Below are 21,389 nucleotides of genomic sequence, written 5' to 3'. Positions count from 1 at the left end.
GGCCCGACCGAATTGGGTCTGGAAAGCTGTCACTTCGCCTTGCCGAAAGCCTCCGAAAACTGATCGACCGTGCCATGAAGCGCACCGAGCCCTCCGCCGACGAGATACCAGTTCTGGGCGTTCAGATAGACAACTTGCTCCTTTTTCCAGGCATTGGTCTGGCGCACGAGATCATTGTCGAGAACCTGTTTGGCCGAATTGCCTTCTCGGCCAATCGCCGCATCGCGGTCGATGACGAACAGCCAGTCCGGATTGGTTTCTAGGATGAATTCCGAGCTGGCAGGCTGGCCATGATTGCCAACGGAAAGATCTGGCGCTACTGGCTTGACCCCAAAGCTGTCGTGCAGGACCCCGAAGCGCGAACCGGGACCATAGGCGCTGATCTTGCCGCCGGAAGTGAGGATAAGAAGCCCGGTGCCTTTGTTGGCAGCCTTTTCCTTCAGGACAGCAAGTGCAGCATCAAGCTTTTCGACTTCCGCCTTCGCCTCTGCTTCCTTTCCGAAAATCTGGCCAAGCTTTTCGACATTGGCTTCCGTGTCGGCAATGAAGTTTTTTGCGTTGGTCGTCAGATCGATGGTGGGTGCGATTTTGGAAAGTTCACCGTATTTTGCGGCTGAACGACCTCCCACGATGATGAGATCGGGCTCCGCCGCGTTAACGGCCTCATAATCAGGCTCGAACAATGTGCCGATTTTTACGTATTCATCGCCCTGATATTTCTTCATATACTCAGGAAACGATATGCCGCTCGGGACACCGGTTACCTTGACACCGAGACGGTCAAGATTGTCGAGGGTACCGAGATCGAAAACCAGTACTTTTGCCGGTGAGGCCGGAACAGCTGTTTCACCTTGAGCATGCTTGACGGTTAAATCCGCAGCATTTGCATTTGCGGCAACGCCAAACGCTACGATGGCGGCTGCGCATAAGCGGGTGGCCTGTTGAGCGATGTTCAGCATGGTGTTCGATCCTTTCATCAATCCTGTGCTTTATAGTCAAGTATCTTCTTCGTCAAAGTCCGGGAGATAATATTCAGTTGTTTTTGCGGTGGGGGACGTTTCCGAGCAGGATGAAATTGAGGCTGTCTTCAACTGTTAACGGTATCATTGAACCGTGGCTCTCATCGTCAAAACGGCGAAAAGCTGCATCCATTTGCGGGAGTTCAGAAAGCTCTTTGAAGATATCCGCGCCGGACGGTCCGCCGCGCAATTTCTTCAACCGGTCATCTTCCTGTTTCGTTTGTCCGGGCCGGCTACCGCGTTTGCCAGAGGTTTCTATAAGCAAACGGATCGGGCGAGGAGCATGCTTGAAACTCGCAATGAACTGATCTTTGTCTTTCAAAATCGAGCGATTATTCCACCAGATTGACGGGTCTGCCGCACTGTAGCTCTGGAAAGAAGCTGTGTGATTGAACAGGGCATATAGTGTGAACAATCCGCCCAAAGAGTGCCCGAACAGGGCCTGCCGGTCTTCATCAATCTTGAAACGCTTCTCGATCTCAGGCTTCACCTGATTGTCGATAAAGTCGAAGAAGGCGTCGCGTCCTCCTGTCTTCGGGACATTGAAGTGAACCGGGGTTAGGTCGTCAGGGGTGGGCGGGGTCAGGTCGAAATATCTCAGGCGGACGATTTCTTCCTGGTTGTCCGTGGGATAGCCGATGCCGACAAAGACAGCTTTCAATGCCGGGTTTTCTGCCATGCGGCGGGCTGCAATTGGCAACATGCGGTTGCCGTCAACCATGTAGATAACCGGATAACCGCCCTTGGGTGCCGCCTCTTTTGGGACTGCGGTGAATATGCGGTAGGCAATACCATTGGCTTCCATGTCAAATGACGAAGTGACAGGTTCCGCAGCTTGCACGGTGGAAGCAGTAAATATCCCTGCCATTATCAGGCACACCCGTTTTACAATAGTCATCAGTACTCTCATGGGAGCATCCCATCGTAGAGGAGACGCCAGCCGCCGGGCGGGCGTCTTGGCTTTTCGATCCTAAAAGCGAGAGGTCATTCCGCCCCACAGGCGGCGCCCGTCAACGACTGAATTGAAGTCATCCACGTCAACCTTCTTGTCGAAGATGTTGTAAACGGCAGCATTCAAGGTGACGTTCTCGCTGAAGTCATAAGACCCGCCAATATCGAAGGTCGCATAGGGCTTGTATTTACGGGCAACCACCTTGCCGTTTCTGTAGATCGGCTCGCCGGCTGTTCCGATACGCGCGCCCGCATTGGTTTCTTCACCGTGGTAGTTACCGGCCGCCCATGCGCTCAAGCCGTCAACCGGCGTTGTCCAATCCGCACGCAGGCTTGCCATGTGCTTTGGCGTGCGTGCCAAAGGTAGTCCCTTGTAATCACCCGTCTGTTGTTCGGAATCCGTGTAGGTATAATTGCCGCGGAAGGTGATCGTGTCCGTTGCTTCCCAGTTGAAGGTCAGCTCCACACCTTGCATGACGGCTTCGTCAATGTTGAAGCTGTACCAGAGACGATAGTTGGGATCTTCGCTCCAGCGAACAGGATTACCGTTCGCATCTGTGATCAGGGCGTTGCTGATCTTGTCCTTGAAGTCCGTGTAGAAATATGTTGCGCCCAGGCGAAGGCCGGACTGATTGTCCCAGAGAACACTCGCTTCATAGCTCGTGCTCTTTTCAGGCTGCAAGTCTGGATCGCCGATGATCACGCCGCAGGTGCCGTTTGGACCGTACGAGCATCCCCCGCCGCCTGTCGTATAAGCGTATCCCGGAGCGATGGTGCGCAGTTCAGGTGCACGGAAGCCTGTGGAAATGCCGCCTTTGAACGTGAGCTGTTCGTTGGCGTGCCAGACGGCATAACCGCGCGGGCTGAAATGCGATCCATAAATCTCATGATCGTCCATGCGCAGGCCGCCTGTCAGAGCGAAGTCCGGCGTGATCCACCATTCGTCTTCGGCAAAGAGCGCCCATTGGCGGACACTGAACTCTTCGTCCACACCGGTACGGCGTCCCGGATTCTGATCGGTTAGCACCGATTGCATGAACTGCCCACCGGTTACCAGCGTGTGATTTCCGTAGAATTCAAACGGCGTTGTGAATTTGCCGTCGAGCACCGAATTGCGGATGTGCGGAGAGCGCAGATTCTCTACATAGCTCTTGGTCTTGTCGTCCCAGTTGAAATTGGTGCGTTCTGCCCATTCTTGCTGGAAAGAGAACTCCGATGTTGTCGGACCCCAGCGACCAGTATGGCTGATAGACCAGTGATCACGATCATTGTAACTGTAGGAATTCGAACCTGACGCTGCCGTATTGCCGACAGTGGAATCGCGGCGAAGGCGCGTCTTGCCCAATTCGAGCATGATATCGTGATCTTCATTCGGCGTGATCGTGACGCGCCCCGTGATGTCGATATCCTTCTGTTCGGGCGTGCCGCTGACGATATTATCTTCCTGCCGCTTGAGACCACGCCCCCAAACCTGAACGCCCACGAGATTGGGAACCAGCGGCCCGGTCATATAGTAGGAGCCTTGCAACGAATTTCCGAATTTGGAGTGCTGCTGAACCGTGCCGTCAACAGAGAAAGAGCCGCTCCACGTATCCGATACCTTCTTCGTAATCACATTGATGACGCCGCCCATGGCGTCCGATCCGTAGAGCGAAGACATTGGGCCCCGAATGACTTCGATCCGTTCAATGGCATTCGCTGGCGGCAGGAAGCTCTGCTCGAACCCAGAGTTGCCGTTGGTACGAGCGTCACGGGTGCTCTGCCTCTTGCCGTCCACGAGAAGCAGCGTGTAGGAGCCCGGAAGACCACGGATGAAGATGTCTTTTTCGGCCGCAGGACCAGTTACAGCCACGCCTTGCACATCCTTCAAAGCGTCTGTCAGATCGCGATAGACACCTTTTTCCAACTCTTCCCCTGGAACCACGGTGATGCTTGCGGGTGCGTCGGTGATGTTTTGTTCGAAACCGGTCGCCGTGACAACGATCTGATTGAGCTTGACGGCTCCGTCGGCGGTCGTTTCGATGGCTCCTTCCGTCGTCTTTTTCTTGGTGCCCGCCTCGGACGTTGCTTCTTCTGCGGGCTTGGTCGCGGTTTGCGCATCCGCAACCGTCGCGCTCAAAAGCAGCCCTGTGGAAAGACAGGTGCCCGCAAGGATCGCCCGGTACGCGAGCGATTTTCCAGCCAAACGCCTGTTTTGTGTACCATCGGCCCACAATCCCCGAAACAAGCTCGTCATTTTCGTCACCGTTTAAAGTTGAGTTTTCAAGTCTCCTTATGTATGGCGATAAGGTGACGTCAATCGTCATGTTTTATAAGCATTCTAAATTTCAAAAACCGCAAATGAACGGGCACAATATTGATGTCGGACAAGCAAGCGAAAATGCAGCAAACGGCGAAAGGTGAGAACGAAAGCCTTCGCTTGGGGCAATTACGCCTGCTGATCGCTCTTGATGCACTTCTTGTGGAGGGCAGTGTTGGCGGCGCTGCAAAGCAGATGGGATTGAGCATCGCGGCCATGAGCCGCCTGCTCAGCCAAATTCGCGAGAAGTTCAATGACGCCATTCTGGTTCGCTCGGGGCGCAACATGGTGGCAACCCCGAAAGCCGAAGCGTTACGAGCGCGTCTGCGACGCCTTGCGAATGAAGCTGAAACGCTACTGAATCTGGATCTTTCTGAAGTTCCGAAATCCAGCTGCACTGGACATCATGGCTGGAACCGAAGCGCCATTTTCGCGCCGCCGCCGCTTGGTATCCGTAAGGTGGTTGAGCTTGAAAACCACCCCACGCCGGAACAGCTTGCGGCGCAGTTCGCCAACATCCAAGGTGAAAATGATCCGGTCAGGAGGCTTGCGAAATATATCGCTGTGGTAGGGCGAAAAGCTGGGCACACCCGTCCGCTGGAAATGCCCGAAGCCGAAGATGCATTCACAACGATATTTACAGGGAATGCCGATCCTATGCAGATCAGTGCGTTACTCCGGCTTATTCACTATCGCGGAGAAACTGCACCGGAACTTGCGGGCATGGCGCGGGCAGCGAGACGAATTTATTCGGTCGACGCGGGATTGAATGTGCCTGCGCTGGACTGGCCGGCCTATTTATCGCCGAATTCCACGCAATCGCCGTGGTTTATGCTTTCGGCATTGCTGGTCGCTCGGGCTGGTTATCCGGTGGTCCTGCACGGTAACTGCGGTACCGGCGAGATTTCAGGCAAGCTCGAGATAGCTGCTGAAGCTGTCAACCTCCCGATCGCAACGTCACATTCTCTGGCGAAAGAGGCATTGAGAGCCCATGGTATCTGCTTCATGCCTATGGTTGGTTTCGCTCCCCAAATTCACGCACTGATGGCTCTTTACCCCTTGTTTGAGTCGCGTTCATCTATGAACAGCCTCGTTCACCTGCTTAATCCTATGAATCTCAAGGCCTCTTTCTTGGGCGTGACACAGCCCGCCTATCGTAAATTGCACCGGGATGCAGGTGCGCTGCTTGGCTTTCCGTCAATCTCGGTTGTTTCGACTAGCCGGGACGTTGCGGAGCTGGTTCCGCACAGAGCGCATACCATCCATAGGCTTCTGGACGGACGTGAAACGGACCTGCTGCTTCCCACTCTTTCGAGGGAAAGTGGAGACAAGCATTCGAACTTCAGTTCATTTGAATACTGGCATGGCGTCTGGTCCGGTGCGGCTGTGGACAAACGAGCAGAAAATACAATCGTTGCCACAGCTGCGATGGGGATGATGACGGCAATATCCGCGGATAACGAAAGCTACGCGCTGTTCTTCGAAAAAGCCGGAGAACTCTGGCGCAATCGGCACAGCCAAACGGCTAGCTGATCCAAAATCATTTGCAACTGTGGAACCTGAATCTGTTTCACGCACCGCAAATTTGAAAAAGCTTTCCCTGCGGCTGTTCGGACCGGCAAGTCCATGCTTTGTCCACTAAGTTTATAGGCTTTATCTTTCTCTCCGTGAATTCGATTTCGAAAAGGGGAGCGGGGATGGTCAGTCCGATATTCGGCGAGGCGGGAACGTCGATTTTTGAGGCAATGTCGCGGCTTTCCGTTGAGCGCGGAGCCATCAATCTCGGGCAGGGTTTCCCGGAGGGCTTCGAGCCAACCGAACTTCTTGACGCTGCTGCGCTCGCTCTTCGTCAAACTTCACAACAATATCCTCCGATGATGGGGCTATCCGTTCTCCGTCAAGCTGTTGCGGAGAATACCAGAAGGTTTCTGGGGCTCGAAGCGACATCAGCGCTTGATCCCGAAACCACAGAACAATTCTCTCGCTATTGAAAGACATCAATCGGCGGCTGGGGCTGACGATAGTGCTCATTACACATGAGATGGACGTGGTACGCGAGATCGCTGACTACGTGACGGTTCTCAATCGCGGGAGGATCGTAGAAAGTGGACCGACTGTGGTGGGGTCGGGTCGGCGGCGGCCTGGGCGACCTCGGAATTCGTTTCGGATATCAGCGCTTTATGCCGGAAGTCATGATTGCCGTTGTCATCATTCTCGTTGCAATCGTGCAATCCATGCAGCTTACGGGCGACTATGCCGCTCGCCTTGCCAATCACCGCGTGGCACGCAGCCGTCGCCTACGCTGAGAATTTTCAGGAGGTTCCAATGACCATACACACCACGCCGATCAACCTGCCATTGCTCGATCTGTCCCGTTTCAATGGAAGTGCGGAGGAACGCGGTAGCTTTATTGATGAACTGCGCCAGACGCTCCACGATCACGGCTTTTTCTATCTTACGGGCCATGGCGTGGATCCGAAGCTCGTGGAAGACGTGGTAACCACGGCGAAGAAGTTCTTCGCGCTGCCAGCAGAAGAAAAGCTGAAGATCGAGATGGTGAAGTCCCCCCATTTTCGGGGTTACAACCGGGCTGGGTTTGAACGGACGCGGGGCCAGCAGGACTGGCGTGAACAGCTGGACATCAATACGGAATCGGAGCCTGCTGTAATTGGTCCGGACAGCCCGGCGTGGAAGCGTCTGATTGGCCCAAACCAATGGCCGGATGCGTTGCCGGAACTCAAACCCTTGCTGCTTGCCTATCAATCTGAAGTGACACGTGTTGGCATCGATATTCTGAAAGCTATCGCCGCCGCACTGGGACAGCCGGAAGACTTTTTCGCCCAGATTTATGAACCGCATCCCTCCCAGCTCTTGAAGATTATTCGTTATCCGGGTCGCGATGTAGCGGAAAGCGAACAGGGCGTGGGAGCCCACAAGGATGGTGGCTTCGTGACCGTTCTCTTACAGGATGTGGTTCCAGGTTTGCGGGTTCAGCGCGAAAACGGCGAGTGGATCGATGCGCCTCCGGTTCCCGGTACCTTTGTCATCAATACGGGCGAACTGCTTGAACTTGCCACGAATGGATTTGTGCGAGCGGATGTGCACGGCGTCGTCGCGCCTCCAGCAGGTGTTGAACGTTTCTCCGTCGCCTTCTTCCTTGGTGCTCGATATGATGCAACCATTCCAGTTATCGATCTGCCGGAGGAGTTGAAGACCAAGGAACGCGGCGTGACTGTGGATGCACTTAATCCGATCTTCCGCGAGGTCGGCGCTAATAACCTCAAAAGCCGCCTCCGGTCGCATCCCGATGTCGCACGCGCTCATCACGCGGATTTGCTGACGCCCGAACAACTGGCAGAACGCGCGGCTGGACCGGCATACTGACCATCTGATCGTCGGTTCGAGAGGCGTCTTGGCTTTGTGAACCGGGACGCCCATTTGCCCAACCTTAACGGCCAATTGTACTGGTCTCATGGCCGCCAAGAAGCGGTTGGGATTATGTGGCAGTGTGGCTTTATGACCGTGCTCCGACAAGCGACGGTGCCTGTCATTTGCGTGTGTGTTGACAATTAAAAGCTGCAATTTTTGTGGGGGCGGTGGTACCCGATACCCATTTCGGCTCCGGTCTTTGCCTATTTGGTCTGCAGATTTCATCTCGACTTTGCAAAAGTTTCGTCAAATCGACCGTGCGCTTGTCATTTTGTACAATTTACACCCTACAAATTTAACAAATCCACGGCTTGATCGGTCAAAGCATCGATGGAAATCTCCCTAGTCCTAAACAAGCGTGACTTAGGGAGGGGATCGCTGAAATGCCTGTAATGCCCGAATTATGTGCCGATACCATAGTTTATAACGGTACGATCTGGTGTGGATACGAAGAAGGCACGGCGGAAGCCCTGGCCATTTGGCAAGGCAAGGTGCTTGCTACGGGTACGAAGGACCAGATATGGCCTTTGAAGGGCGACAATACCCGGTTGGTCGATCTGGAAGGGCGCTTTGCGACGCCCGGATTAAATGATGCCCATCTGCATCTTATTTCGGTCGGGCTTACACTCAAATGGATTGATGCGACACCGCAGGCGGCGCCGACATTGCAAAGCCTTCTTGATGCCATTCGCGAGAAAGCTGCTTCGGTACCTCCCGGGACATGGATCAAAGCACGCGGCTACGACCAGACCAAGCTTGATGTGGGTCGCCATCCCCATAGGTCGGAGCTTGATGCGGTCGCCCCAAATCATCCTGTTATGCTTGTACGTGCTTGTGGCCACGTCTCGATCTTCAACTCGAAAGCCTTTGAGCTGGCGTGTATAGATGAAAACTCCCCGGTGCCGGAAGGCGGGTTGATCGAACAGGAAAATGGCGTTCTGACCGGAATGGTGGCTGAAAATGCTCAGGGCGCCGTTCGCAAGGCAATCCCCAGAGCGACGACGGAAGAAATGATCGAAGCCATTGAAGCTGCAGGCAATCTGCTTCTTTCCTATGGCATTACCAGCGTCATGGATGCGGCTGTGGGTCAGGTCGCGGGCTTCGATGAAATCCGTGCCTATAATCTTGCCAAGCTGGACAAGCGTTTGCCGGTGCGCACCTGGCTCGTACTTCTTGGTGATCCGGGACCTTCCATAGTGGAAGATTGCTATAAAGCAGGGCTTGTTTCGGGTGTCGGTGACGACATGTTGACGGTCGGTGCCGTCAAGATTTTCCTCGACGGCTCGGCAGGCGGACGAACCGCATGGATGAGCAAGCCTTATCTCGGCGACGACAATAATACCGGTGTCCAGATATTGCCGGACGCGGAATTGGAAGCGCTGGTGCTGGATGCTCACAAGAAAGGCTACCAACTGGCATGCCACGCTATCGGCGATGCAGCAATTGGGCAACTGATCACGGCCTATGAGAAGGCACTCTCCGCCCATCCCGATCCGGATCGTCGTCATCGTATCGAGCATTGCGGTTTCTCCACGCCCGAACAGCATGAGCGGATGAAAAAGGCCGGCATCTATCCGTGCCCGCAGCAGGTCTTCATCTATGATTTTGGTGATGCCTATATTTCTGTGCTCGGCGAGGAACGCGCTCTTTCAAGCTATCCGCTGAAGACCTGGAAAGAACTCGGTTTCAAACCAGCGACTGGCAGCGATGCGCCAGTGTGTCACCCCAATCCCTATCCGAATATCTATTCGATGCTGACCCGTGAAACGGGCAAGGGGACGGTGATGGATGCCCGAGAATGCGTGACTGTTGAAGAGGCTCTCCAAGTTTACACGGAGTTTGGAGCCTTTTCCCAGAAACTGGAGAATGTGAAGGGCAAGCTCATACCTGGACAGGTTGCTGATATCGCAGTCTTCTCGCGCAATATGCTCACGGCAAAGCCGGAAGAAATTCTCAACGACACGCATTGCGTTCTGACAATGCGCGGCGGTGAGATCGTGTTTGAACGGGCGTGAAGCCATGCGCCCGATTGGCGGATTTGAAAAGAAGTTGAAGCCTAAACGCTTCGGGGCAATTTCGGACAGCGACGTTTCGGGGAGCTGTCCGGAGAACGGTTCGTCTGAATCGGAAAAATGACACTTAAAAAGGGGAACAATATGAGAAAATTTACATTGCTGGCGGCGCTATCCGCGGTTTTGTTGGCCGGAACGGCAGCGTATGCTGCGGATGAGCCGCGTTCGGGCGGTGTTATCAATTTCGTCGCTCCTTACGGCGACAGCTTCTCAACGCTCGATATTCAGGCATCGCCTGCCACGCAGGACGAATTCTATGCAAAAGCTATTCACCGCACGCTCTATGATTGGGACGCCGATCTGAACAAGCCCGTACTCGGCCTTGCCACCGACGTGACTGTGTCCGACGACCGGCTCGTCTACACCTATAAGCTTCGTCAGGATGCATTTTTCCACAATGGCAAGCCTTTGACTGCGGACGACATCATCTGGAGTTACACACGGATAATGGATCCGAAAAAGGCATTCCCGCCAGCGCGCTATATTGCTGAGATCAAAGGGGCGGAAGAATATACGCAGGGCAAGGCCAAGGAAATTTCGGGTCTGAAGAAAATTGACGACCATACGCTGGAAATCACGCTGAAGCAGCCAATCGATCCGGGCTTCCAGTTCATGCGCAACAACACCGCTATCTATCCAGCAGGCGAGGGTGACAGTGAGGAATTCCAGCGTCATCCTATCGGTCTCGGACCTTACAAGTTTGCCGAATATGTTCCGGGCTCCCGCCTGACAGTCGAGAAGTGGGACAAGTATTATGAGAAGGGTAAGCCTTACGCCGACAAGATCAACATCATGATCATGGGAGATGCGGCTGCCCGCGACGTTGCGTTCCGCAACAAGGAAATCGATGTGGCGGTGCTCGGCCCGGCACAGTACACTGCGTATCTCGCCGACCCGGAACTGGCGAAGAACATGGTCGAGGTGGCGGAAGTTTATACCCGCGCCGTCGGCTTCAATCCGGATTTCAAACCGTTCCAGGACAAACGCGTCCGCCAGGCAATCAACTACGCGATCGATAGTGATCTCATCATCAAGCGTCTTGTCAAGGACAAGGCTTATCGCGCGGTTGGCTGGCTTCCAAACTCGTCGCCAGCCTTCGACAAGGATGCGAAGCCGTACCCATATGATCCTGAAAAAGCGAAAGCTCTGCTCGCAGAAGCCGGGTATCCAGATGGTTTCGAGTTCGAATTGACGGCAACGCAGAACGAGAGCTGGGGCTTGACCATCGTTCAGGCGATCATTCCGATGCTCGCCAAGGTCGGCATCAAGGTGAAGGCCAAGCCGGTGGAAGCGTCAGTGCTTGCCGATGTCGTTCCGGCGGGCAATTTCCAGGCCTATATGTGGTCGCTCGAAAGCGGCCCGGATGCGCTGACGGCCATGCAGTGTTTCTATTCCACGACACCGCAATCTGCATGTAACTATCAGAAGTTCTCCAATGCTGAATTCGACAAGATTGTTGATGCGGCAAAACTGGCGAAAACCGACGAAGAGAAGAATGAGCTTCTGAAGAAGGCCAACAATCTGTTGCAGGAAGAGGCGCCCGTCTGGTTCTTCAACTACAACAAGGCTGTTATGGCACATCAGCCATGGTTGCATGGTCTACAGCCAAATTCGGCGGAACTCGCCGTTCAGTCCTATGAAAAGCTCTGGGTGGACGACACGGTTCCGTCCGGTCGCTAGTTGCAGCTGATCTGGATCGGCCCGCTCATTCTCGGGCGGGCCACTGATCCCCTTTGCTCAAGCGCGATCGGCGCTGATCCGAAAGGAGGACCGTGTGCTCTATTTTATTTTCCGGCGCGTGCTACAGATGATACCGACGGCCGTGGCGGTGTCGTTGTTGATTTTCGTTATCTTCAGCGTGGTTCCAGGCAGTATCGCTTCGGGCCTTATCGCCAATGGCAAGGGCATGAACGATCCAAAAATGGTCGAGAAGATCACCCAGGAATTCGGGCTCGACAAGCCTGTTCATGTGCGTTTCGGTAACTATCTCGTTCAGTTGGCGCAGTTCGATCTAGGGACTTCTTATCGTTCAAGGCAGCCGGTTATATCGCTTATTCAGGAGCGAATGTGGCCCACGCTAAAGCTCGCTTTTGCCGCGATGGGACTTGCTATCTTGATCGGAGTGCCCCTCGGATTTCTCGCAGCGTTGAAACCCGGAAGCATTCTTGACAGTATGACCATGATCGGAGCGGTTTCTGGCCTTTCCTTGCCGCAATTCTGGCTGGGTCTGCTCGCCATGTATCTCTTTGCATTGACGCTTGGATGGCTGCCGAGCTTCGGTTACGGCGATGGCGGCATCAGGAACATCATCCTTCCAGCGTTAACCCTGGGTGTCGCACCCTTGGCATTGCTGGCCAGGACAACGCGCGCAGCCGTGCTTGAAGTGATGGGCGCTGATTTCATTCGCACGGCTCGCTCGAAAGGTATGAACAGTTTCAAGCTGGTGAAGTGGCATGTCATGCGCAATGCGCTGGTGCTTATTATCACGACAATCGGCTTGCAATTCGGATCGATGATGGGGCAGGCCGTGGTGGTGGAGAAACTGTTCTCCTGGCCGGGCCTTGGTTCCTTGCTGATCGATAGCGTTTCGCTGCGCGACATCCCCGTCGTGCAGGGGGCAATTCTCGTAATCGTTTTGTGGTTTCTGCTGATCAATACGATCGTTGACATCCTCTATGCGGTGATCGATCCGCGTATAAGCCACGAGTAAGCCCATGAAGCTCCGTTTCAATCTCGTATTCGGCGGTTTTATATGCATCGTCATCTTGGCGGCGGCCGTGCTTGCACCACTGCTGGCGCACTATAATCCGGTTCTCGATGCTGATTTGATGAATGCCGAGCTGCCGCCCGACGCACAGTTCTGGTTTGGCACCGATGCACAAGGCCGCGACGTCTATTCGCGAATCCTCTATGGCGCACAGGTGTCACTGACCGTCGGTGTCGTTTCGCAGTGCATCAATACTGTTATCGGTCTCTGTTTTGGCATTTCCGCGGGCTATTTCGGCGGCTGGTGGGATGATTTCGTCAACGGTCTGACAAATTTGATGCTGGCGATACCGTCACTCATCTTTGCGCTGGCGATCATGGCCGTTCTTGGCCCTGGTTTGCCGAGTCTTCTGCTGGCGCTTGGTCTTACGAATTGGTCCTGGACCTGCCGGATTGCGCGCAGTTCGACCCTTTCTCTGAAGAAGCAGGGGTATATTCAGGCAGCCAAGATGCTGGGCTATAGCGACGTGCGCATCATGATCACACAGATCGTACCCAACATGATCGGACCCATTCTTGTGATAGGCACGCTCGGAATGGGCGATGCAATTCTCGCAGAGGCAGCACTTTCCTATCTTGGTCTCGGTATCAGTCCGCCAGATCCAAGCTGGGGCAACATGCTTACCGATGCGCGTGAGCTGATTGTGAACGCGCCTTGGGCCGCGATATTTCCGGGTCTCGCCATTTTCCTCACGGTGCTTGGCCTCAATCTTTTCGGTGACGGTCTTCGCGACTGGCTCGATCCGCATATGAGGACGCGCAAGATATGAGTGAACAACCACTTCTTGAGGTCGAAAACCTCCGAATCGATATCGTCTCCGGTTCAAGCAAACATAATGTGGTTGAGGACGTATCGTTCACAATCGACGCCGGTGAGACCTTTGGTCTGGTCGGCGAGTCGGGCTGCGGAAAGAGTATCACCGCACTATCCATGATCGGGTTGCTACGCAAACCGCTATCGATAACCGGAGGCGCGATACGCTTCAAAGGACATGATCTTCGATCAATGTCGTCACGCGAAATGCGAAAGCTGCGCGGTAATCGTATAGCGATGATCTTTCAGGAACCGATGACTGCGCTCAACCCGTTGTCTCCCGTGGGACGACAGATTGCCGAGATGTTCGTGCTGCATCAAGGAGCAACCTGGCATGAGGCAGAACGCAAGGCGGTTGAAGCGCTTGCCAGCGTTCAGGTGCCTGCGCCGGAACAGCGCGTAAAAAACTATCCTCATCAGATGTCAGGGGGTATGCGCCAACGTGTGATGATCGCGATCGCACTCGCCTGCAATCCCGATCTGCTGATTGCCGACGAACCGACGACCGCGCTCGATGTGACTGTTCAGGCGGAAATTCTGCGTCTTATGCAGGAGCTTTGCACGGCGCGAGGAACTTCCGTACTCATGATCAGCCATGATCTCGGGGTCATTGCCAAAATGTGCCGTCGCGTGGGTGTCATGTATGCTGGGCATCTGGTCGAGGAGCGCGTAACGGCTGGGCTGTTTCATCATCCGGCGCATCCTTATGCGCATGGTCTTCTGGCGTCATTGCCGCAGCTTGGTTCACGTCAGAAGGAAGGCCAGCTGCGGCTTCAGGAAATTGAGGGAGTCGTGCCATCGATTTCCGCTTTTCCAAAAGGCTGCCGGTTCGAGCCGCGCTGCACGCGTGCGACAAATGTTTGCCGCGTACAAAAGCCGGGCTGGACGCCACTCGACGATGCCGGTGTGGTGAGGTGTTTCCATCATGAATGACATACATTCAACCAAACTGGCAGAACCTTTGGTCCGCATTGACGATGTCTGCGTTTACTTTCCGGTGAGCGGCGGAATTTTCAATCGTTCCCGCCAATTGCTGCGCGCCGTAAACAATCTTAGCGTGTCTCTCAACAAAGGCGAGTGCCTCTCCATTGTCGGGGAGTCCGGCTGCGGTAAGTCAACGCTCGCACTCTCCATAGTCGGTTTGCAGAAACCGACTAGCGGCCAGATCTATTTCGAAGGACGTCCGATCACCGGCAAAAACGAACCTTCACGGCTGGAACGGGCAAAGATGGCGCAGATGGTCTTTCAAGACCCCTTTGCTTCACTCAACCCCCGGCAGACGGTTTACACATCGCTCGCTGCGCCTTTGCGGCTTCACGGTGTGAAATCGCGTAGCGAAGTCGATGGTCGCATTGAGGAGATTCTACGTCTCGTGGGTTTGAAGCCCGAGCAGGCAAGGCGCTTTCCGCACGAGTTTTCCGGTGGTCAACGCCAGCGCATTGGGATCGCACGAGCGCTGTTGCTTAATCCGAAAGTCATTGTGCTGGACGAGCCTGTCTCAGCCCTTGATGTCTCAATCCGGGCGCAGATCATCAATCTGCTTCTGGAGTTGAAGGAGCGGCTCGGCCTTTCCTACATCATGATCAGCCATGATCTGAGCGTCGTCGAGCATATGAGCGACCGCGTTGCGGTCATGTACTTCGGGCAGATTGTTGAAAGTGGTCCATGGGATCGGATTTTCTCGAACCCAACCCATCCTTATACCAGACGACTGATTTCGGCCATTCCTGATCCGATGACCGAACTGGCAGGAGGGCGGTTGATAGATGATCGAAACCCGCCCGAGGCGCCTGTTGGTTATGCCTTCTACCCTGAAAGCTTTGGCACGCATGACGTCCATAAGGTGCCGCCGCCCACGCAATTCATCAATATCGGCGGAGAGCAACGTATCCGCGTTATCAAGAAAGCTTGATTTGCAGAGAAACTAAAAAGCGCCGCGAAAGGGCGCCTTTTATTGTTATTCTGTAAGGGTCATCCGCTGATCAGTTTCACCTCCATGAAGTCTTCCAGACCCCACTTGCCGCCCTCACGACCATTGCCCGATTGCTTGTAGCCTCCGAACGGGCTGCCCGGCGCACGCGACGTGCCGTTGATCTGCACCATGCCCGCACGCAACTTGCGAGCCACGCGTTTTGCCCGCTCCGGGTTTCCGGTCTGGATATAGGCCGCAAGTCCGTATGGCGTATCGTTGGCAATGGCGATGGCTTCATCTTCCGTATCGAACGGGATCATGGCAAGCACGGGTCCGAAGATCTCTTCGCGAGCAATCGTCATGTTATTGTTCACATCGGCAAAGACGGTCGGCTTGACGAAGTCCCCTTCGGTGAATCCCTCCGGACGCCCCGGTCCGCCTGCAACAAGCCGCGCACCTTCATCAATGCCCTTCTGGATCAGTTTTTGCACCTTCTCGAACTGGATCGACGAGGAAAGCGGGCCGATATGATCGCCTTCTTCGGCGGGGTCGCCGACTTTGGTGCCTTCGGCCTCTTTCCGGGCGAGTTCGACTGCTTTGTCGTAAACCGAGCGTTCGACCAGCATGCGCGTCGGCGCGTTGCAGGATTGACCAGTATTTTCGAAACAATGGGCAAGGCTACGAGCAATGGCCTCTTCGAGGTCCGCATCAGCGAAGACGATGTTCGGCGATTTGCCGCCAAGTTCGAGCGAAACGCGCTTTACTGTCGCTGCTGCGGCTCGAGAAACTGCCGTTCCGGCGCGCGTCGAGCCAGTAAAGGACATCATGTCGACGTCCGGATGCTGCGACAATGCCTCGCCGACGACAGCACCTTCGCCATTGACGAGATTGAACACGCCTTGGGGGAAACCGGCCTGATCCACAAATTCGGCAAAGAGCATGGCGGACATCGGTGCAATTTCGGACGGTTTCAGTATGACGGTGCAGCCGACAGCCAGTGCAGGAATAACTTTCAACGCGATCTGGTTCATTGGCCAGTTCCAAGGCGTAATGAGACCGCAAACGCCAATCGGCTCGCGCACTATGGTCTGGTTTGGATATTTGGGAGAAAGAAGCTCTTCGAACTCGAAATTCTCGAACGCTGCAATGAAGGCCTTGGTATGCGAAAGGCCTGCTTCAGCCTGCGATTCCCGTGCGAGCGTTATTGGCGCGCCCATTTCGAGTGAAATCGCCTTTGCCATTTCTTCCAGGCGGGTTTCGTAGATTTCCACTAACCGCCGGATATGGCCGATGCGCTCTTCTGCTGGCGTTTCACTCCATGATGGAAAAGCCTTGCGCGCAGCGGCAACCGCCAGATCAATGTCTTTAGCAGAACCTGCCGATATAACGGCATAAGGTTTTTCGTTGGCGGGATTGATGACCTCAATGGACTTGGCCTCTACCGGAGCGCGCCATGCGCCGTCGATATAGAAGTCTGTTTTCTGAATGAGGTTTTTCTGAAGCATCGGGCCTTCCTCCGTAGCGCTTGCTATCCCAGGTCGTTTCAAGCGAACCCAGTTTGGTTTTTGACACTAGTAGCAGGACCTTACGGCGTCAAAATAGAAGGCTGCATGGGAGCATCAATTTTTCTTATTCATTATCGTAGGCCTCAATGTCGAAGCCTAACGCGGCCAGTCCTTCCTCAAGATAATCCCCCAGAAGCGGTGTGCCGATAAGATACTTGGCCTCCCGGCCATTATCGCGATCGGCTGCAGTTGACAGGGCTTCGTCCCATTCGTCAGCGCTGAAATCGCCGCGTCCTACCCACATCAGCGCCAGCAGTTCCTGCCGTTCATCTATGTTCAGAGAACGGATCGCGGCAAAAAGCTCCTTGCGGGTGGGATTGGTCAGCGAGGCATCGAGAATATCAACTTCGTTGTCATCGCTGGCGTTGGACCCAGAGTCCTCATCGGTCGCAGGAACCTGAACGTCATATTCCCGAGCTTTGGCGATTATAAATTCCAAATTCTCGATATTGTTGATCAACTCGACCACGCTCGCCTCCGTCACCTTGACTGTTTGTCAAACAACGCTTTCGCGAAGCCTTGGTTCCTGTTGTTTCAAAGAGCTGGATCGGCTTCGCGCAACCTGTAGCCGACGCCTGTTTCGGTCAGGATAAAATGCGGCTGATCCGGCGATTTTTCAATCTTCTGCCGCAGCTGACGGACATAGATGCGGAGATATTGTACGTCAGCCGCCGGTCCCCATACCTGGTTCAAGATGAAATGGTGCGTCAGCACTTTGCCGGCGTGCTGGACGAGCAGCCGCAGGATATCATATTCCTTCGGCGACAGCTTAATTTCTTCGCCGTTGAGCTTTACAAGGCGGCGCACCAGATCGACGGTCAGACCGTCACTCTGGAAGAGCGGTTTTTGTCCCTGTTGTTGCAGCCGATGCCGCAAGGCGACGCGAAGACGGGCAGCAAGCTCCTTCATGCCGAAAGGTTTCGGGATGTAATCATCGGCTCCGCCTTCCAGGGCGCGGACGATGCCAGCTTCGTCAGTACGGCTTGAGAGTATTAGAATTGGCAAGGTTATGCCGGTCTCTCTCCAGCGTTGCAGCAGCGCATGACCGTCGGTATCAGGGAGACCCAGATCGAGCAGCACAATGTCGGGCTTTTCCATTGCGATGCGTTCGTCCGCCTCGCTGCTATTTGCAGCTTCAACAACTGTATAGCCTTCCGTTGTCAGTCCAACCCGCAGCAGTTTGCGGATGGCTGGTTCGTCGTCGACAACAAGGATTTTCAGCTTGGGATCGTTCATGAATTCCTGTCAACTTCGTCCGCGAGAACGGGCAAGGTAACTGTAAATACAGCTCCGCTACCGTCATGTTGGTTGCCCGCCCGGATGGAGCCTCCCATCGCTTCGATGAAACCGCGTGCGATAGGAAGACCAAGCCCGGTACCGGCCTGCACATAATCACCTTTCCGCACACGATAGAATGTATCGAACACATGCTCCAGATCGTCAGGAGGAATTCCTGGGCCTCTATCCGAAATTTCCAGCGTTATGCTGGACGGGCCTGCTTGAGCCCTGACCGTGATCGGCGAATTCTTTGGTGCGTATTTAGCTGCATTGTCGAACAGATTGAACAAGGCCTGCTCAAACAGGACGGCGTCAAGCTGAACCATCGGCAGATTGGCAGGAACCGCGATGTTGACCTCATGGCAGGCAAGTATCTTGGATGCGCGATTGAGTGTAGCTCCGACCAGATCCCCCACAAAATGAAGCGATAGATTGGGCCTCATGGCACCAGCTTCGATCCGGGTCATGTCAAGGAGGTTGGCAATGAAGCGGTTCAGGCGTTCTGATTGATCCACAACGGTTGCGACAAGTTCTGAGCGATCCGCATCGGGCAATGAGGCAGAATAGTCCCGCAACGTCGTCGCCGCTCCCAAAATAGCTGCCAATGGGGTCTTCAGATCGTGCGAGATTGAGGTGAGTAAAGCCGACCGCAGCTTGTCAGCCTCGACGGCCAGCTTTGCCCGCTCCACATCGTCAACAAGCTGAACGCGCTCAATGGCAATTGCCGCCTGGTCGGCCAGAGCTTCAAAGAGGCGCTGCTGCTCAGGCGCGAAAATTGGTCCGACACGATCATTGTCGAGACCGATGACGCCAACGGACGTTCTTGCAGTCTTGAGCGGCAGGTAGAGCCGCTTTGCGCCCGGCAGCGTATTGGCGCCGCGGCCCGCGGGCAAGTCATGCCTCCAGGTCCAGTGTGCGGCAGCTATATCGGCGTCGTCAAGAGTATCATCGGGCGGATAACCGCCCCTGACGGCAATGCTGTTTCCCTCGGGGAGCAGAATTACGACCCGTACCTTAAGCATTGATGCGATCTGGAAAGCCGTCGCCCAGAGCACATCATCAAGCGAGCCTGTCCCCGCCAACTTTTTGCTGAAAAGATAGAGATCTTCCGTCATGCGTGCGCGTTGTCGCGCCGCAGCGGCCTGCCTTTGAACGCGGCTTGCCAGATTGCTGGCGATAACGCTCACAAACAGGAAGAAAACCAACGTAACGACACTTTCGGGATCGGCGATGGAAAGCGTGTAGAGTGGCGAGAGAAAAAAGAAATTATAGGCGAATGCGCTGATTACGGACGCAAAAAGCGCAGGCCAGAGACCCAGGGTGACTGCGACACCAAGAACGCCAACAACGAAAACCAGCGCAATGCTGCGCACATCCAGAAACCGATCGAGCAACAGTCCGCAAACAAGCGCCAGGCCAGTCATCGCCGTGCCGATCAGATAGGGCGCTATATCGGGCGTTGTCTTATGGCGGGCGGTATTTATCTTGCGGCTGGCCCCCCCGTTTTCGTGCTCGACACCAGCCGTTATATGAATATCGATAGCACCTGAAAGCTGAACAAGCTCACGCGCGATAGAGCCGTCAATCATTTCGCGCCAGCGTGACTTTATGGACTTTCCGGCGATGATTTGGGTGAAGTTGTGGGCTGAAGCGTAGCGAACAATGTCTTCGGCTATGAACTGCCCCGGAATGATGATCGTTTCGCCGCCGAGCTGTTCGGCAAGCCTCAATGCCGTTGCAAGCCTATCCTTTGCGTCATCTGCGAGACCTGCAGAGCGCGCGGTCTCAATGTGGATCGCAGCCCATGGAGCGCGAAGGCGATCTGCAAGCCGCCGGGCATAGCGAACAAGCGACATACTGCGGAGACTGTCATCGACGGCAACCAATATCCGGTCACTTGCCGCCCATGGACCTTCTATCGCATGAGCGCGCATATGACTGAGGAGCTGTTTGTCTACACGCTGGGCGGTGCGGCGCAACGCCAGTTCGCGCAGCGCTGTCAGGTTCCCCGGAGAAAAATAGTTGCGGATCGCCCGTTTCGCCGTCTTTGGGAGGTAGATTTTGCCTTCATTGAGACGCTTGATGAGGTCGTTCGGCGTGAGATCGATCAATTCGATATCGTCGGCACGGTCTATTATGCTGTCGGGCACCGTTTCACGCACTCGGATGCGCGTGATCTGCGCTACGACGTCATTGAGGCTTTCGACGTGCTGGATATTGAGCGTTGTGTAAACGTCGATACCGCGCGCCAGAATTTCCTCAACATCCTGATACCGCTTCGGGTGCCTGCTACCGGGCGCATTCGTATGTGCCAGTTCATCTACCAGAACCAGTTGCGGCTTGCGCGCCAGAACCGCATCGATATCCATTTCTTCCAGTTGATGACCACGATAGGCAACGCGCGCGCGAGGAACGATTTCAAGCCCTTCGATGAGAGCCTCGGTCTCCGCTCGTCCGTGCGTTTCGACAACGCCGATGACGACATCGATTCCGTCAGCTTTGCGTGCGCGGCCCGACATCAGCATTTCGTAGGTCTTCCCCACACCAGGCGCAGCGCCGAGACATATCTTCAGGCGGCCACGCGCCTCGCGTTCCGCCTGTTCAAGTAGCGCATCCGGGGAGGGTCTATTATCGCTGAAACGAAGCGGATCCGCTGTCAAACAAGGCTCCTGACAGGAAGGGCGGCAAATCAAGTCGCCGCCAGTTATTCTACTTGGTGCCGGTCCTGTCCAGAACCAGGTTCAGCTTGAGAACATTGACTACCGGTTCGCCGAGGAAGCCAAGTTCACGAGCCTCAACCTGTTGTTCGACAATTCCGCGTAATACGGCTTCATCAATTCCGCGAGCCTTCGCAACGCGCGGCACCTGATAAAAAGCTGCCTCCGGGGAGATATGCGGATCGAGACCGCTTGCTGATGTTGTCACGAGGTCGATCGGCGGCTTTGCAGAGCCTTCTTGTTGCGCCAGGGAACTGGCATCGGCTTTAATCCGCTCAATGAGTTTTGGATTGGTCAGGCCAAGATTTGAACCGCCGGAACTTGTGGCGTCATAACCGTCTTTCCCCGCGGCGGATGGGCGACTGTGAAAATAGCGATCGCTGGTAAAATTCTGCCCGATCAATTGGGAGCCAATGATTTTGCCATCCTTTTCGATCAAGCTTCCATTGGCTTTTTCCGGAAAGATGGCTTGGGCGATACCCGTCATTCCGAGCGGGTAGACCAAACCTGTTATGACGGTGAGCGACACGATCATGACAAGCGCTGGACGAAGCTGTTTCAGCATTT

Annotated in this window: 16 protein-coding genes and 2 pseudogenes; 10 read left to right on the top strand and 8 right to left on the bottom strand. The window is 54.9% G+C overall.

The features are described from left to right. Window positions 1–29 precede the first annotated feature (29 nt). From F9K78_RS03070 to F9K78_RS03060, 3 genes are read right to left on the bottom strand one after another with little or no spacing between them, the layout of a single operon-like run. The gene (locus F9K78_RS03070; protein ID WP_121985310.1) at window positions 30–977 is read right to left on the bottom strand and encodes a siderophore ABC transporter substrate-binding protein; all 948 of its coding nucleotides are present in this window, start codon (window positions 975–977) and stop codon (window positions 30–32) included. 55 nt (window positions 978–1,032) lie between these two features. Further along, complete coding sequence (locus F9K78_RS03065) at window positions 1,033–1,929, bottom strand: alpha/beta hydrolase (protein ID WP_121985311.1); 897 nt, start codon at window positions 1,927–1,929, stop codon at window positions 1,033–1,035. A gap of 60 nt (window positions 1,930–1,989) precedes the next feature. Then, a complete protein-coding gene (locus F9K78_RS03060) occupies window positions 1,990–4,206 on the bottom strand; it encodes a TonB-dependent receptor domain-containing protein (protein ID WP_151682045.1) in 2,217 nt (738 codons plus the stop codon). Window positions 4,207–4,329: 123 nt separating this feature from the next. Between F9K78_RS03060 and F9K78_RS03055 the strand changes: the two genes are divergently transcribed. The 10 genes and pseudogenes from F9K78_RS03055 to F9K78_RS03005 all read left to right on the top strand — a co-directional run bounded on the left by F9K78_RS03055 (window position 4,330) and on the right by F9K78_RS03005 (window position 15,262). Beyond that, window positions 4,330–5,802 carry a glycosyl transferase family protein gene (locus F9K78_RS03055; protein WP_121985313.1) on the top strand — a complete coding sequence of 491 codons (1,473 nt, stop codon included), beginning with the start codon at window positions 4,330–4,332 and terminating at the stop codon, window positions 5,800–5,802. 164 nt (window positions 5,803–5,966) lie between these two features. Next, window positions 5,967–6,385, top strand: a pseudogene (locus F9K78_RS22040) (aminotransferase); the annotation flags it as partial. Between the two features lie 16 nt (window positions 6,386–6,401). Further along, a pseudogene (locus tag F9K78_RS03040) lies at window positions 6,402–6,575 on the top strand (DL-methionine transporter permease subunit); the annotation flags it as partial. Window positions 6,576–6,594: 19 nt separating this feature from the next. Next, the gene (locus F9K78_RS03035; protein ID WP_121985314.1) at window positions 6,595–7,653 is read left to right on the top strand and encodes an isopenicillin N synthase family dioxygenase; all 1,059 of its coding nucleotides are present in this window, start codon (window positions 6,595–6,597) and stop codon (window positions 7,651–7,653) included. Between the two features lie 437 nt (window positions 7,654–8,090). Beyond that, a complete protein-coding gene (locus F9K78_RS03030) occupies window positions 8,091–9,713 on the top strand; it encodes an amidohydrolase (protein WP_376903688.1) in 1,623 nt (540 codons plus the stop codon). A 141-nt stretch (window positions 9,714–9,854) separates the two neighbouring features. After that, window positions 9,855–11,450 carry an ABC transporter substrate-binding protein gene (locus F9K78_RS03025; RefSeq protein WP_121985316.1) on the top strand — a complete coding sequence of 532 codons (1,596 nt, stop codon included), beginning with the start codon at window positions 9,855–9,857 and terminating at the stop codon, window positions 11,448–11,450. 94 nt (window positions 11,451–11,544) lie between these two features. Then, window positions 11,545–12,480, top strand: coding sequence for an ABC transporter permease (locus F9K78_RS03020; RefSeq protein WP_121985317.1), 936 nt, complete (start codon window positions 11,545–11,547; stop codon window positions 12,478–12,480). A 4-nt stretch (window positions 12,481–12,484) separates the two neighbouring features. Beyond that, window positions 12,485–13,306, top strand: a complete 822-nt coding sequence (locus F9K78_RS03015; protein ID WP_121983019.1) for an ABC transporter permease — start codon at window positions 12,485–12,487, stop codon at window positions 13,304–13,306. Beyond that, window positions 13,303–14,283, top strand: coding sequence for an ABC transporter ATP-binding protein (locus tag F9K78_RS03010; protein ID WP_121985318.1), 981 nt, complete (start codon window positions 13,303–13,305; stop codon window positions 14,281–14,283). The genes F9K78_RS03015 and F9K78_RS03010 overlap by 4 nt, the downstream gene beginning before the upstream one ends. Continuing rightward, window positions 14,276–15,262 carry an ABC transporter ATP-binding protein gene (locus tag F9K78_RS03005; protein ID WP_121985319.1) on the top strand — a complete coding sequence of 329 codons (987 nt, stop codon included), beginning with the start codon at window positions 14,276–14,278 and terminating at the stop codon, window positions 15,260–15,262. The genes F9K78_RS03010 and F9K78_RS03005 overlap by 8 nt, the downstream gene beginning before the upstream one ends. A 59-nt stretch (window positions 15,263–15,321) precedes the next feature. Here F9K78_RS03005 and F9K78_RS03000 read toward each other — a convergent pair whose 3' ends face one another. From F9K78_RS03000 to kdpC, 5 genes are all read right to left on the bottom strand, one after another. Further along, window positions 15,322–16,767 (bottom strand): aldehyde dehydrogenase family protein, encoded by a 1,446-nt coding sequence (locus F9K78_RS03000; RefSeq protein ID WP_121985320.1) that lies wholly within the window; start codon window positions 16,765–16,767, stop codon window positions 15,322–15,324. Window positions 16,768–16,891: 124 nt separating this feature from the next. Next, on the bottom strand, window positions 16,892–17,296 hold the full coding sequence (locus tag F9K78_RS02995) for a DUF3775 domain-containing protein (RefSeq protein ID WP_121983015.1): 405 nt from the start codon (window positions 17,294–17,296) through the stop codon (window positions 16,892–16,894). Between the two features lie 65 nt (window positions 17,297–17,361). After that, window positions 17,362–18,063 (bottom strand): response regulator transcription factor, encoded by a 702-nt coding sequence (locus F9K78_RS02990; protein WP_121983014.1) that lies wholly within the window; start codon window positions 18,061–18,063, stop codon window positions 17,362–17,364. Next, window positions 18,060–20,765 (bottom strand): sensor histidine kinase, encoded by a 2,706-nt coding sequence (locus F9K78_RS02985; protein ID WP_121985321.1) that lies wholly within the window; start codon window positions 20,763–20,765, stop codon window positions 18,060–18,062. Before F9K78_RS02985 ends, F9K78_RS02990 begins: the two co-directional genes overlap by 4 nt. 49 nt (window positions 20,766–20,814) lie before the next feature. After that, window positions 20,815–21,387, bottom strand: a complete 573-nt coding sequence (gene kdpC / locus F9K78_RS02980; RefSeq protein ID WP_121985322.1) for a potassium-transporting ATPase subunit KdpC — start codon at window positions 21,385–21,387, stop codon at window positions 20,815–20,817. Between the last annotated feature and the right edge of the window lie 2 nt (window positions 21,388–21,389).

Source organism: Brucella pseudintermedia (genome assembly GCF_008932435.1).
GTDB lineage: Bacteria > Pseudomonadota > Alphaproteobacteria > Rhizobiales > Rhizobiaceae > Brucella > Brucella pseudintermedia.
The sequence above is the reverse complement of the archived record's forward strand: the minus strand, read 5'-3'. Positions and strand labels throughout refer to the sequence as shown.

Bases quoted from the DNA above. Each gene is read 5' to 3' on its own strand.
- F9K78_RS03070 (WP_121985310.1), bottom strand. From the start codon at position 977: ATGAAAGGATCGAACACCATGCTGAACATCGCTCAACAGGCCACCCGC.
- F9K78_RS03065 (WP_121985311.1), bottom strand. From the start codon at position 1,929: ATGAGAGTACTGATGACTATTGTAAAACGGGTGTGCCTGATAATGGCA.
- F9K78_RS03060 (WP_151682045.1), bottom strand. From the start codon at position 4,206: ATGACGAGCTTGTTTCGGGGATTGTGGGCCGATGGTACACAAAACAGG.
- F9K78_RS03055 (WP_121985313.1), top strand. From the start codon at position 4,330: ATGTCGGACAAGCAAGCGAAAATGCAGCAAACGGCGAAAGGTGAGAAC.
- F9K78_RS03035 (WP_121985314.1), top strand. From the start codon at position 6,595: ATGACCATACACACCACGCCGATCAACCTGCCATTGCTCGATCTGTCC.
- F9K78_RS03030 (WP_376903688.1), top strand. From the start codon at position 8,091: ATGCCCGAATTATGTGCCGATACCATAGTTTATAACGGTACGATCTGG.
- F9K78_RS03025 (WP_121985316.1), top strand. From the start codon at position 9,855: ATGAGAAAATTTACATTGCTGGCGGCGCTATCCGCGGTTTTGTTGGCC.
- F9K78_RS03015 (WP_121983019.1), top strand. From the start codon at position 12,485: ATGAAGCTCCGTTTCAATCTCGTATTCGGCGGTTTTATATGCATCGTC.
- F9K78_RS03010 (WP_121985318.1), top strand. From the start codon at position 13,303: ATGAGTGAACAACCACTTCTTGAGGTCGAAAACCTCCGAATCGATATC.
- F9K78_RS03005 (WP_121985319.1), top strand. From the start codon at position 14,276: ATGAATGACATACATTCAACCAAACTGGCAGAACCTTTGGTCCGCATT.
- F9K78_RS03000 (WP_121985320.1), bottom strand. From the start codon at position 16,767: ATGCTTCAGAAAAACCTCATTCAGAAAACAGACTTCTATATCGACGGC.
- F9K78_RS02990 (WP_121983014.1), bottom strand. From the start codon at position 18,063: ATGAACGATCCCAAGCTGAAAATCCTTGTTGTCGACGACGAACCAGCC.
- kdpC (WP_121985322.1), bottom strand. From the start codon at position 21,387: ATGCTGAAACAGCTTCGTCCAGCGCTTGTCATGATCGTGTCGCTCACC.